Source organism: Chitinophaga oryzae, assembly GCF_012516375.2.
Taxonomy (GTDB): domain Bacteria; phylum Bacteroidota; class Bacteroidia; order Chitinophagales; family Chitinophagaceae; genus Chitinophaga; species Chitinophaga oryzae.
On the sequence record NZ_CP051204.2, the window covers coordinates 3,179,322 to 3,192,680 of the forward strand.

The 13,359-nt window shown below is 52.8% G+C and carries 12 protein-coding genes; 11 read left to right on the top strand and 1 reads right to left on the bottom strand.

Annotated features, from left to right (window positions below; all coding sequences use genetic code 11):
* The first annotated feature begins 22 nt into the window (after nucleotides 1-22).
* From HF324_RS13270 to HF324_RS13320, 11 genes are all read left to right on the top strand, one after another.
* Entirely contained in the window at nucleotides 23-727 is a 705-nt protein-coding gene (locus tag HF324_RS13270; protein WP_168859985.1) for a hypothetical protein, read from the top strand.
* A gap of 5 nt (nucleotides 728-732) precedes the next feature.
* On the top strand, nucleotides 733-1,938 hold the full coding sequence (locus HF324_RS13275) for a PepSY-associated TM helix domain-containing protein (RefSeq protein WP_168859986.1): 1,206 nt from the start codon (nucleotides 733-735) through the stop codon (nucleotides 1,936-1,938).
* Between the two features lie 58 nt (nucleotides 1,939-1,996).
* Nucleotides 1,997-2,656, top strand: a complete 660-nt coding sequence (locus tag HF324_RS13280; RefSeq protein ID WP_168859987.1) for a response regulator transcription factor — start codon at nucleotides 1,997-1,999, stop codon at nucleotides 2,654-2,656.
* A gap of 212 nt (nucleotides 2,657-2,868) precedes the next feature.
* On the top strand, nucleotides 2,869-4,173 hold the full coding sequence (locus HF324_RS13285; protein ID WP_168802933.1) for a lysine N(6)-hydroxylase/L-ornithine N(5)-oxygenase family protein: 1,305 nt from the start codon (nucleotides 2,869-2,871) through the stop codon (nucleotides 4,171-4,173).
* Between the two features lies 1 nt (nucleotide 4,174).
* Nucleotides 4,175-5,353, top strand: coding sequence for an MFS transporter (locus HF324_RS13290; RefSeq protein ID WP_220101307.1), 1,179 nt, complete (start codon nucleotides 4,175-4,177; stop codon nucleotides 5,351-5,353).
* Nucleotides 5,350-5,925: a GNAT family N-acetyltransferase gene (locus tag HF324_RS13295; protein WP_168802934.1), complete on the top strand. Its 576-nt coding sequence runs from the start codon at nucleotides 5,350-5,352 to the stop codon at nucleotides 5,923-5,925. The genes HF324_RS13290 and HF324_RS13295 overlap by 4 nt, the downstream gene beginning before the upstream one ends.
* A 7-nt stretch (nucleotides 5,926-5,932) precedes the next feature.
* Nucleotides 5,933-7,789, top strand: a complete 1,857-nt coding sequence (locus HF324_RS13300) for an IucA/IucC family protein (protein ID WP_309475673.1) — start codon at nucleotides 5,933-5,935, stop codon at nucleotides 7,787-7,789.
* Nucleotides 7,786-8,391 (top strand): nitroreductase family protein, encoded by a 606-nt coding sequence (locus HF324_RS13305; RefSeq protein WP_168859988.1) that lies wholly within the window; start codon nucleotides 7,786-7,788, stop codon nucleotides 8,389-8,391. The genes HF324_RS13300 and HF324_RS13305 overlap by 4 nt, the downstream gene beginning before the upstream one ends.
* Nucleotides 8,392-8,418: 27 nt before the next feature.
* The gene (locus HF324_RS13310) at nucleotides 8,419-9,378 is read left to right on the top strand and encodes a sterol desaturase family protein (protein WP_220101308.1); all 960 of its coding nucleotides are present in this window, start codon (nucleotides 8,419-8,421) and stop codon (nucleotides 9,376-9,378) included.
* Nucleotides 9,375-10,493 carry a Fe(II)-2OG oxygenase family protein gene (locus HF324_RS13315; RefSeq protein WP_168859989.1) on the top strand — a complete coding sequence of 373 codons (1,119 nt, stop codon included), beginning with the start codon at nucleotides 9,375-9,377 and terminating at the stop codon, nucleotides 10,491-10,493. Before HF324_RS13310 ends, HF324_RS13315 begins: the two co-directional genes overlap by 4 nt.
* A 22-nt stretch (nucleotides 10,494-10,515) precedes the next feature.
* Complete coding sequence (locus HF324_RS13320) at nucleotides 10,516-12,024, top strand: pyridoxal phosphate-dependent decarboxylase family protein (protein WP_168859990.1); 1,509 nt, start codon at nucleotides 10,516-10,518, stop codon at nucleotides 12,022-12,024.
* A 53-nt stretch (nucleotides 12,025-12,077) separates the two neighbouring features.
* Here HF324_RS13320 and HF324_RS13325 read toward each other — a convergent pair whose 3' ends face one another.
* Entirely contained in the window at nucleotides 12,078-13,208 is a 1,131-nt protein-coding gene (locus HF324_RS13325; RefSeq protein WP_168859991.1) for a hypothetical protein, read from the bottom strand.
* Nucleotides 13,209-13,359 lie beyond the last annotated feature (151 nt).

The window sequence follows — 13,359 nt, forward strand, 5'->3', positions numbered from 1 at the left end:
TTAAACTTAAACCTGAACAGATATGAAAAAGTTATTATTCTCCGCCTTATTATGCTGCTGCATGGCAACCGCTTTCGGACATGCCCTCTGGATTGAGACCGTTGTAAATGGTAAGAAAGGCCAGGCACAGGAAGTGAAAGTGTTCCTCGGCGAATACGCCGAAAACGAACGCGACTCCACACAAAACTGGTTCAGCAACATGCGGGATTTTAAACTCTATGTTATTGACCCCTCCGGCAAAAAACAACAACTGGAATGCACGCCGAACGGTAACCACTTTAAAGCAACCTTTACCCCGCAGACCGACGGCGCTTATGTGCTGTACATCGACCATACCGTGCAGGAAGTGTATAGCGGCAGCAAAATCCGTTACTATGCGCAGGGCATCGTACAGGTCAATAACACCAAAGGCATCGAAAACCTGAAACAGAACGACTTCGTATTGCTGACAGGCAACGGTGCCAAAAAAGTAAACGTGCCGGAAAAAGTATCCCTGCTGCACAAAACCAAAACCACTCTGCCTAAAGCAGAACTGACAGTACTGTCTCCCGACGGCTGGACCAAAAAAGTGAAAAGCGCTGACGATGCTTTCACCTATGTACCGGCGTGGAACGGCAGATACCTGCTGGAAGGCACTTTCACCGAAGATGTAAAAGGAGAACATGAAGGAAAACCTTTTGAGCGTGTATGGCATTGCGTTACCTATTGCAAGGACGTTACTAAATAAGCCATATGCCCTTCAAAAAGACTATCCTGAAAATACACCGCTGGCTCGGACTTGCGTCCGGGCTGGTTGTTTTTATACTGGGCATCACCGGCTGTATCTACGCCTTCATCGACGAACTGAAGCCGGTGGTTTACAAACAGCGCATGTACGTGGAGGCGCCTGTGGGTGCGCGGCGTTTGCCCTTGGACGTGGTCAGGGAGAAAGCCCAGGCAGCCGTCGGGGAGAAGTATAAATTACAACTGGCGGAAGTGCCGGCAGGGGCAAACAGGAGCGTGTCGTTCCGGACCTTGAAAGTAAATCCGGACGGGCTGTCGTATGCCACCTACATGGAATATTTCTACCGGATATACGTCGACCCTTACACGGGGAAAGTACTGAAGATAGAAAATACCAAATGGGAATTTTTTAATTTGGTGGTCAACCTCCATATCAACCTCTTACTCGGACCAAAGATCGGTGGTACCATCGTGAACTGGTCCGTTATCATTTTTTTGGTGATGCTGATCTCCGGGATCGTTCTCTGGTGGCCGGCCAACAAAGCTGCTGCCAAACAGCGCTTCCGTTTTAAATGGAAGGAGTCTACCAAATGGAAACGCAAAAATTACGACCTCCACAACATCCTCGGGTTCTATTCCATGGCCGTATTACTGATCATTTCCATCACAGGACTGGTGATCTCTTATCCATGGGTCAGCAACAGCATACAGTGGATCGCCAACGGCGGCAAACCGACCGTATTGCCGGCGCCGGTATTTTCAGACACTACTAACGTGAACGCCTATTCGCTGGAGAAAATATTGTCCGACGCGGTAATAAAAGCGCCACAGGGGACCATGTTTTTTGTCAGCATACCGAAAGACGGCAAAGCGGCAGTATCTGTATTTGCCCGCAGAGACGGCAAGCCGTTGTACAAAGCTACCCGTATGCAGTACGATCAGCACTCGGCCACTATGCTCTCCCGCCGTACCTTTTCGGATATGGGTAACGGTGAACGGATCAACGCCATGAATTACGACATACATGTAGGCGCTGTACTGGGCATACCGGGAAAGATCCTGGCCTTCCTGGCCTCTCTCATTGCAGCTTCGCTGCCCGTCACCGGTTTTTATATCTGGTGGGGAAGACGAAATAAAAAGCAGGCGGCGCCGCAGGTAAACAAAAACAGTCAGCCCAAAAAAGTCCGGCAGCAAAAACCGGTAACCCTGAAGTAACATTAACCATATATCTTCTGCGTCCAAAAAACAGGTCATTGTAAAGTGTTATCAGCGAATGAACAGTACAGTCACGACCCGTATTATACTGGCGGATGCGCAACCTGTTTACAGGGAAGGAATCAGAAGTTTGTTAGCAGATCATCAAAATAATTACCAGATAGAAGAAGCAGGCAACAGTGAAGAGCTGCGGCCTGCTTTGCTCTCCTTTCAGCCGGACATCCTGATACTGGACTATGATCCGGCTTATTTTGATGCCGACGAACTCCTCCAAACTTTGTCTGTTATACAGGAATGCAAGGTGATACTCATTTCCAGCCAGAAAAAAAAAGTGGATATCTTCCGGCTGCTGGACGGTAACGTATACTGCGTGCTGACCAAAGAGTGCAGGAAGAAAGATATCCATCAGGCTGTCTGTTGCGCCATCCGGGGAGAGAAGTTTTTCTGCACTTTCGCCCTCGATTTATTACTGGCCGACAGAAAAAAGACCACTACCGCAACCTGTTGCCCTCCGGAAGGCTTATCCGCCCGGGAAACAGAAGTCATCCGTCAGATAGTAACCGGAAAGTCCAACAAAGAGATCGCCGGCGCCATGCATTTAAGCCAGCACACGATTCACACGCACCGCAGGAATATTATGCGGAAACTGCAGCTGCACTCTGCTGTTGAATTGTGTAATTACGCACTGGAAACCGGCATTGTTAAACCGGAAAGCTAAGCAAGGCATTTACCTGCCAGACAGCGGGGCAGCCGTACCATACGGTTGCCCCGCTCTTTTTTTGTCTCCCTGCAACCTCTCCGCATTTTATACCACGATCATGGTAATTTGATTACCACCGCCATACCCTTTTTTTACCATCGCCGGGCGATTGTCGTCCCGCGTCAACACCCGTACTTTTAATCTTCTGCTATCAATAAAATGAAAATTCTATGGACAAAAAGATCTATGATTTTGCGGCTGTTGGCGTTGGCCCTTTTAACCTCGGACTGGCGTGCCTCACGCATACCATTCCCGACCTGGACGGTATTTTCCTCGACAAAAGATCCGGATTCAACTGGCACCCAGGCATGTTAATGCAGGACACCACCCTGCAGGTGCCTTTCCTTGCTGATCACGTTACTCTCGCTGATCCTACCAATCCCTTCAGCTTTCTGAACTACCTCAAAGAACAGGGACGCATATACGCTTTTTACATCCGTGAAAATTTTAAAATGCTCCGCAATGAATACAACCAGTATTGCCAGTGGGCTATCAGCAAGCTGCCGGAAGTGCGTTTTAATACCGCGGTGAAAAAGATCGAATTTGATGAAGCGGCGCAGCTGTACCTGCTGCAATGCGACCAGCAGCTGTTCCGGGCGCGTAAACTGGTGTTGGGCACCGGTACCGTGCCCTATGTGCCGGCCAACTGCCGCCAGTGGATGGATAAAGCCACCCATTCCGCCCACTACCTGCAACATAAGCACGCCCTGCAATCGCAGCGCTCCATCACCATCGTAGGCAGCGGACAAAGCGCGGCGGAGATTTATTACGACCTGCTGCAGGATATCGATACCTACGGTTACGCGCTGCACTGGATCACCCGTTCCCCCCGGTTTTACCCGCTGGAGTACAGTAAACTCACGCTGGAGATGACCTCACCGGAATACGTAGATTATTTCTATGACCTGCCGCAGTCCAAAAGGGATGATCTGCTGCATCGCCAGAAGCACCTTTACAAGGGCATCAACAACGATCTGATCGCCGCTGTCTTCGATACGATCTACGCTAAGAAACTGGTGGCCGATATTGATATTTCCCTGCGTACCAATGCCGACCTGCGGGAAGTCACCCATGACGATGCCGGCGGGTTCCGCCTCACCTTCTTCCAGGAAGAACAGGAGAAATACTATGCTCATCAGACGGCCGGACTGGTGCTGGCCACAGGTTATACGCACCGCATCCCCGATTTTATGGATCCGCTGCTGCACAAAGTACAGCTGGACGAGAAAGGCCGTTTCGCAGTGAACCGTAACTACACCATCGACAACGCAGGTTCCATCTTCGTACAGAATGCAGAGCTGCATACCCACGGCTTCGTGACGCCCGACCTGGGCATGGGCTGTTACCGCAACGCCTGGATCATCCGGGAGATGCTGGGGCGGGAGGTGTATCCCATTGAACAGCGGATCGCTTTCCAGCAGTTCGCCGTAAGCGCCGACGAAGAAATTGTTCCTGCACAACCTCACCTGATATAATATGCCGCTGCGGTTTTACCTCATACTCATGACGCTGGTGGCGGTGGTGAGCGATTACATGATGCATCCGTTTTACCCGTTGTTTTTTGCTTCCCGGTTCGGGATAGAAGACCCGCGGATCACCGGGACCTATTTCAGTGCGGTATGCGCCACGGTGATGGTAGCCTTCCCGGTATGGGCGCTGGTATCCAGGCGGGTCTCCGAGCTGCGGATACTGGTGTACACGCAGGTGATCGCCGGCATACTGGCGGCTTCCTGCGCTTTTATCACCCATTACGGGCTGTTTTGGGTGGTATCGCTGGCCATCATCATTTTTAAAGGCAGTTACCTGCTGGTGTACCCTTTCATTCTCCGTATCACGGATACGGACAAACATATAGGCATCATCAGTGTCCTGTCTGTGATCATTCACCTCGGCAGTGTGCTGGGAGCGGTATTTGGCGGGATGGTCATCGACTGGATGCAGCCGCAGTACATCTACCTCGGCATGGCCGCCGGAGATTTCTTCCAGGCAGGACTGAGTGGCTGGCTGCTGTTGTCCCGCCGCTACATACCGGGACCGGCGCTAACGGAGCCGGCTGCACGCAGCTGGGCCGACCTGCTGCCTTCGGGCACCGTACTGCGATTGAGTGTGATCACCCTGTTCTTTTACTATGGTGATTTTATCATCCGTCCGTTTTTTGTACGCTATTGGGAGAGCGTATCGGGTATGCAGCTGCGGATCGTCTCCGGCGCTGTGTATGCCATCCCTGCGGCGGTGGCGGTGTTTGCCCTCTGGATGAACCGGCGGCGCAAAACGCCGGAGTCGCCCTGGCATGCCATACTGCCCGCTTTATTGCTGGCGCTGGCCGGCCTGCTGCTGCAGTCATGGCCGGCTACGGGCGCCATCATCGCAGGACGCTGCCTTTATGGCTGGGCGTTTTTCCAGTCGGCCGTCCGCTTCGACGCCCTGCTGTTCCATGTCAGCGACCCCGCCTCTTATGCGGTGGAATACAGCAAGATCCATTTCTTTCAAAACCTGGGCGTACTAACGGCCTCTTTTTCGGCCGGTATACTGGTAGAACACTATCCGCTGAACGTGCCTTTCATCGTAGCCTTTGGAGGGTATCTGCTCGTAGCGGCCCTGTATTACCAGCTGGCACGTCCGCATGTTCACCCCGTTAATCCATCCGGATCATGAAGACACTCAATATGATACCCGCTTACACAGTGCCAGACCATCCGCTGGGGATGGTAGAACTATGGCCTATGGACCTGCGCCAGGACACGCCGGAGATCTATCGCTGGGTGACCCGGCCATACGCCCGCTACTGGGGCATGACCGCCAAAACCTACGACGAGGTGCTGGCAGAATATACCGCCATCCATCATAACCCGCACGCCGCCGCGCTGATCGGAAAAATCAACGGGAAGACGGCTTTCCTCTGCGAATGTTATGACCCGGCGCATGACCTCATCGGCCGCTTTTATGACCCGGCGCCGGGAGATGTGGGCATGCACATCCTGATAGGGCCGGCGGAAAAACCCATTCATGGCTTTACCTGGCAGGTATTCTCCGTCGTGATGGATTTTCTTTTCGACAACCCGTCACACAACAGGGTAGTGGTAGAGCCGGATGCCCGCAATGAAAAGATCCACCGGCTCAACAAAAAGGCTGGCTTTACCTACGTAAAGGACGTACAGCTGCCGCATAAAACCGCTGCGCTGGCCTTCTGTACCAGGCAGCAATATTTTCAATCCAAAGAAAAATAATTGACGTATGTATATCAACGAAACGAGCATGAATGCCCCCGAAGCGGTTGTAACCCACCTGCAACCCCATATCTGGGCAAAAGCCAACAGGCTGCACGTAGCCAAGATCATCAGTGAGTTTACCCACGAGCTGCTGCTGCAGCCCGAATGGATCAGCGACGACGGCGACTGGTCACAGTACCGGCTACACGCTCCCGATGCCGAACAGGTCACCTACTTTTTCTTCGCCCGCCTGCTCAGCCTCAACCACTGGTCCATCGATGCAGACAGTATCCGCAAAGTGAGCAACAGCCAGGAGCTGCCGCTGGACAGTATCCTGTTCATCACCGAGTTCCGCAGCCAGTTAAATATCAGCACGGAGAACCTGCCTGCCTACCTCGAAGAGATCACCAGCACGCTTAACGGCAGCGCCTATATGATGAGCCGCCCGCAGCTGCCCATGGAACAGCTGGTTCGGTCCGGCTATCAGACCTTCGAACATGCCATGACTTCCGGGCACCCCTGTTTTGTGGCCAATAATGGCCGCATCGGTTTCGATGCCCATGACTACCGGCAGTATGCACCCGAGGCTGACCAGCCCATCCGCCTGATCTGGCTGGCCGGCCACAAGAGCCGCACCGCCTACAGCGCGGTGGACGAACTGCCCTATCCCCAACTCATCGCCGATGAGCTGGGACAGGAGGTATTGTCTCTCTTTAATAAAAAGCTGACGGACAGCGGGCTTTCGCCGGACGACTACTTCTTCATTCCCGTGCATCCATGGCAGTGGTTCAATAAACTGGCCATTATCTGCGCACCGGACCTGGCCAACCAGCACCTGGTCTGCCTGGGTTACAGCCCTGATTTATTTAACGCGCAACAGTCTATCCGCACGTTTTACAATCTCAGTCATCCTGAAAAACACTATACCAAAACAGCCCTGTCTATTCTGAATATGGGCTTCGTGCGCGGGCTTACACCGTACTATATGGACAGTACGCCGCCCATTACGGCATGGATACGGAAATATGTAGGGGAAGACCCCTATCTGAAACAGAACGGCTTCACCCTGTTGTGCGAAGTGGCCACGGTAGGTTATCGCAATTTCTATTACGAGCCTTTCGGAAAACAGGTGCCCTATAATAAAATGCTGGCGGGCCTCTGGCGGGAGAGCCCTGCTAAAGTGCTGCAGCCTGGCCAGCAACTGATGACGATGGCGGCCCTGCTGCATATCGATTTCCAGGGCAACGCGCTGCTGCCCGCGCTGATAGCCGCGTCAGGCCTTTCTACCCATGACTGGCTGGCCAGTTATCTGCGTGCTTACCTTACGCCGTTGCTGCACTGTTTCTACGAACATGATCTCGTGTTTATGCCGCATGGGGAAAATCTCATCCTTGTGCTGGAAAACCATGTGCCGGTAAAAGCCATTATGAAAGACATCACCGAAGAAATCGGCGTGTTCAGGATGAACACAGACATCGCGGAGAAAGGAAGGCGTATATGCGTCACCGTTCCCGAGGAGCTGCGGATACTGAGCATCCTCACCGACGTGTTCGACTGCTTTTTCCGTTTCCTGTCCAATATCCTTGTCACCAAATGCGACTACCGTGAAGAGGATTTCTGGCGGCAGGTGGCTGACTGCGTGTATGCATACCAGGAGGACCAGCCACAGCATGCGGCTAAATTTGAACAGTACGATATGTTTGCGCCCGAATTTATATTGTCGTGCCTGAACCGCCTGCAGCTGCGCAATAACCGCCAGATGGTGGACCTCGCCGATCCGGCGGGCAGCCTGCAGCTGGCCGGTATGTTGCAGAACCCGATCGCGCCGTTCAAACGCACTGTCTCCGTTCCCGCGGAGATGGCCAATACCGTCAGCCAATGATTGCCTGGGAAGAGAAAAGGGATGTCCGTCAGCAGGTGCTGACGGACATCATCCGCCGGAGGCGAAGCATTTTTGCAGATGATTATCTTGATATACCGGTGCCGGAAGATGTTATCCGGGAGATACTGACCAACGCCACCTGGGCGCCGACTTACAAGATGACACAGCCGTGGCGCTTCATCGTGTTGCAGGACAGTCAGCGTGCGCCCTTCGGGGAATACCTGGCGGAGTACTACCGGCAACGGCTGCCCGCAGAAGAATGGCCGCATACCCGGCATGAACGCGCACGGTTGTATCCGGAGAAGGCGCCGTGCATCATCGTCATTGTCCTGCGCCGTAACCTGAAAATAGATATTAAGGAATGGGAGGAAATGGCGGCCGTGTGCTGCGCGGTGCAGAACATGGCGCTGACCTGCGAGGCGTATGATATCGGCGCCTACTGGGATAGCTGCGATGCCTGCATCGAATACGCCCGGCAACACTGGCTGGAAGAAAACGAACAATGCCTCGGATTCTTTTATATGGGTTATTACGACCGGCAGAAACACCACAGCGCCAAGAGGCGCACCGGCATTGACAAAAAAACGACCTGGCTCTATTGATTTTTTGACCCGCTTAATGGCTATTCTATGGGAACTGTTCTTCCGCAACTGCTTGGTAAAATGCAGAGCGTTTTCGGATATATTGTGTTGGGACTGGTAGCACTCGAATGGGTAATACTGGTCATCTCCAAAAAAATGGAAAGCAACCGCGAAGGATGGGTGAACGTGATCTCTTATGTACTGGACAGTTTTCCCTATTTCTTCCTCGGTAAGTTCGTGGTTTTCGGCACCATGATGTGGATGTACGAATACCGCTTTTTCACCCTCGGCTATGCCTGGTATGTATGGATACTCGCGTACCTGGTGTATGATTTTATGTTCTGGTCGGTGCATTATCTGGGGCACAAAGTGCGCTTTTTCTGGTGTATCCACGGGGTACACCATACCGCCGAAGAGATGAAACTCACCGTGGCGGTCCGCGGTTCCTTCCTCGGGATACTGCATATACCCCTCACCGTCATCGCGCTGCCCATCCTGGGATTCGATCCTTTCATGATCTTTATCTGTGAAGCCATCGCCAGGTTATACGGCCTCTACGAACACGTCAACGATCATTTTGATGAGATCGCAGGCAAACAGCGCTGGCTGGAGTTCCTGTTCATCACACCTTCGGTACACCGGGTGCATCATGCTAAAAACCATATCTATCTCGACAGGAACTACGGGGAGACTTTCTCCATATGGGACAGGATCTTCGGCACCTTCCAAACGGAAATGGACCAGGTGAAGCCCGTGTACGGTATCCTGAACGACAGGATCAACGGCAAAAGCCTGTTGCAGGTACAGCTGCAGTTGTGGCGCGACCTGTGGACAGACGTAAAGCAGGCGCCGGGACTGAAAAACAAACTGAAATACGTCGTCATGCCTCCCGGCTGGAACCATATCGACGGCGGAAAAATGGCCGCCGGCTATCGTGCGGAAGGATGGAAAGTCCTCCGCGAAGAAAAGAAGAAAAAATCAGTGGCCCACTTAAACCCTTCAGCATGAAAAACATAACAGTGACAACACCCGGCATCATGACGGACGTATGGGCTGAAACGGCCGTTACACCGCCATCCGAACCGCTCATCGTAGATATTACCGCCCGGGAATCTACCGCGATGTACTACATCGGCAAGCAACTCATCAGAGAATATGGCAGCTATGAAAACCCGGCGTTTATCGCTACGCTGCACCTGAACGCTTATCAGCTGTTGCCCGAACGTATTGCCCGCATCCTCAGCCAGTTTGGTACCGACTATTCCGCTACCCAGTATGGCGCCCTCGTTTTCCGGGGGTTGATACAGGTGGACCAGGAGGAGCTGGGCCGCACGCCCTCCAACTGGAAGGAGGCAGACTACGAAAAGCTGAAAGCCTATGGCTTTATCAGTAGCCTGATGCACGGCGCGGTGCCCAGCAAGCCCGTGCAGTACTATGCACAGCGCAAAGGCGGAGGACTGATGCATGCTATCATCCCGGACGAAAAAATGACCCATACGCAGACCGGCAGCGGTTCCCGTACCGATCTGTTTGTTCATACGGAAGACGCCTTCCTGTTCCACCAGGCCGACTTTTTAAGTTTCCTGTTTATCCGGAATGAAGAAAGAGTGCCTTCCACGTTATACTCTATCCGGTCGCACGGCGCTACCGACGACATCATGCGGCCTTTGTTCCGCCCCCTTTACAAATGCCCGAAAGATGCCAACTACGCCCCGGATGCCGCCGCGGGAGAGGAGGTAAGTACCTCCGTGCTGTATGGCAACGAGACCTATCCTTTCATCCGTTTTGATGCGGCTGAGCAGCTGTATAACCCGGACGCCGGCCAGAGTGCCGAAGCCATGCATTACCTCGAAGAGTTCTGGAAAGTGGCCAAAACGCATATCTACAACGATTTCGTGCCGGAGGCGGGAGATCTCATCTTCGTGAACAACCACCTCTGCGCCCACGGCAGAAATGCTTTCATGGCCGGTTACCGGGAAGAGAAAGGAATGCTGGTGCCCTGCGAAAGAAGGATGATGCTGAGGATGATGAGCAAGACGAGCCTGATCAACATCCGCGCCGTCACAAAAACCAACGACCCGTATTTTATCATGGAAGAGCACTATGGCAGCATCTTCCGTTAATCATTCCTAAAAAAATTATGATATGCATACAGACCAGGTGACGGTTGCCCCCGTGCAGCCGCAAAATAAAAACAACAAATTGCTCCGCGATATATTTTATGAAGAGACAGCCGCAGAATATCACCAGGCGGTGGAGAAGGCGCGTATGGCCGTAGAAGATTTCCTGCTGAACACCCGGCAGCCTTTCACCGGCGTCCGGCCATCGGCCATGCGGGAAGCGGTATACGGCGTAGACCTGGGCAGGCCGCTCGCCGGCTACGACGAGCTGCTGGCAGAGGTGAACGAGCTGTATGTCCGTCACGCTACGGCTTTTCACCTGCCGCAATACATCGCCCATCTGAACTGCCCCGTAGTGATACCGGCGCTGGCGGCAGAAGTGATCATCAGCGCCATCAATTCCTCGCAGGATACGTACGACCAGAGCGCCGGCGGCACTTTCATTGAAAGAAGGCTGATAGACTGGACGGCCCACGAGATCGGTTATACGAAAGCTGACGGTGTATTTACCGGCGGCGGCTCCCAGTCCAACCTGATGGGGCTGCTGCTGGCAAGGGACCATTTTGCCATGCAGCTGCTGGGGCATAATATCAAACTCGACGGCCTGCCCCCGCAGGCAAACCGGTTCAGGATATTTGTTTCTGATAAAGCGCATTTCAGCAACGATAAAAACGCGTCGTTGCTGGGGCTGGGGGAGCAGGCGATCGTAAGGGTGAAGACCGACAGCCGTTTCCGGATGGATGCCGCAGCGCTGAAAGAGGCGCTGGACAGGCAGCTCAGCCTGGGCAACATCCCTATCGCCGTAGTAGCTACCGCCGGTACGACCGACTTCGGCAACATAGACCCGCTGCAGTCCATCGCAGCGCTGGCCGCCGAATACCAGGTATGGATGCACGTAGATGCCGCCTATGGCTGCGGGCTGCTGTTGTCCGCCAAATACCGCCATCTGCTGAACGGAATAGAGCAGGCTGACTCCGTGACGATCGACTATCACAAGTCATTTTTCCAGCCGATCAGCAGCAGTGCTTTCCTTGTGAAGGACAAAGCAACGCTGCAGCTGGTGCGGCATCATGCGGACTATCTGAACCCTGCGGAGCAGGATTACGAAGAGTTGCCGGCGCAGATCAATAAGTCGATAACCCAAAGCACCCGCCGGTTCGATGCCTTAAAGCTGTGGTGCACGCTGCGGTTGATGGGAAAACAGAAGCTGGGAATTTATACCGATATGATGATCGATACCGCCGCCGGCACCGCTGCTTTGCTGCAGCAGGACCCGGAGTTTGAGTTGCTGAGCAGTTCGGACCTTGGGGTGCTGGTGTTCCGTTTCCGGCCGGTGGCCATCGATACGGACCTGTCGGCGCTGAACCTGCGCATCAAACAGTCATTGTTCTTTGACGGGACCTACATCCTGGCCAGCACCAAGGTAGACGGGAACTTTTATCTGAAGTTCACCATACTGAACCCCGTGACTACGTTGTCGCATATACGTGAGATCCTGGCTGCGGTGAAAGCGAAGGGATATAGTTTGCTCTGACGTGCTGGTAGCCCGTCCCGGGCAGCTTGTCCGGGACGGGTTTACTAGTGGGACTATTTTACGATAATGCCTGCAGCTTCCCAGTATTTTTGTGGCAGGAATATTCTTCCGGTCTCCGGACTGATATTAAATTCAGTATTGGTATCGGGTATGCCGGCGATATGCGTGTAGGGGTTCCAGCTGATCCTGCCGGGACTTTCAAAAATCACTTTCACCTCTGTGGCGCTGCGTTTCAATACCAGCTGGTTATTGCCGTTGTCTGCTTTCACCACTTCAAAAACAGGGTAGACGATCACCGGCTCCGGCCTGTTTTTAGACGGGAGCCCCATGGGCGCTGCGGCGTTGGACCTGTCAAAGTTCGATAAGGGTGTTTTCATGATATCAGACGCTATCTTCTCCAGCTGCTCCTGCTGGGCGCCTTTTAATTCAAACTTTTTAACCAGCTTCATACTGGAATCGTATAAGCTATGGGTATGGTCCGTACTGAATATGATGGCATAGAAATCAGCATGCTCACCGGCTTTACGTTTTTTTATCACGATTCTTTCAGCCATATTCTCCTGCTCATTTTTATATAACGTGAGATACGCTTTAAATATCCCGGTCATAACAGGTTTTAAGGTAAGGTCATTGGCGCCGATGACACTGTAGCCATCGAAGCCCAATGGCGGCAGCGGTGGCGGCGGTGGCGGTGGCAGTGGTAGCGGAGGAATCAGTTTGCCATTTACTTTAACCGGTTTAGGCGCCGGCCGCGCGGGTGGCGGCGGTGGCGGGTCGGGATAATGTTTGGCGATGACATATTTCCCTTCACTGAAAAAATCGGTATAATCTTTTTTCAGCAGGATGGTTTTTCCGTCTTCTTCGCTGCGGAGATAACATTTGTCTTTTTCCCGGATGATGGTGTAGGATACACCGTTGAAAGTAGCTTCACTGGGAACGATGTATTCAAACGCTTGAATTTTTCCGGTGGCGGCATTGATGATCAGGTCTTTTACCTCGTCGCTGAAGTTGTACAGCGCGAACTCCTTTCCTGACGGAAACACTTCACGGAACTTATGGATAGGTTTTACCAGTTCGTTGCCCAGGGTGTCTGTAGCGCCATATTTTTTGCCGGCCCCGAACGGGTAATATTTGTTCTGGGCAAACGTGGCGCTGCTGACCGCCAGCAACAGTGCGGTAGTCATTAGTTTTTGTATGCTCGTATGTTGTAAATATTGAATGGTGGAAATGATTGGGTTTAACAATTGCGGCGAAAATAGAGATTTTTCTGTTACCAAATGAAGGGTATGTCTTTAAAATGATTACATTCGTTACCCCGTTTGACCAACTTCTCCC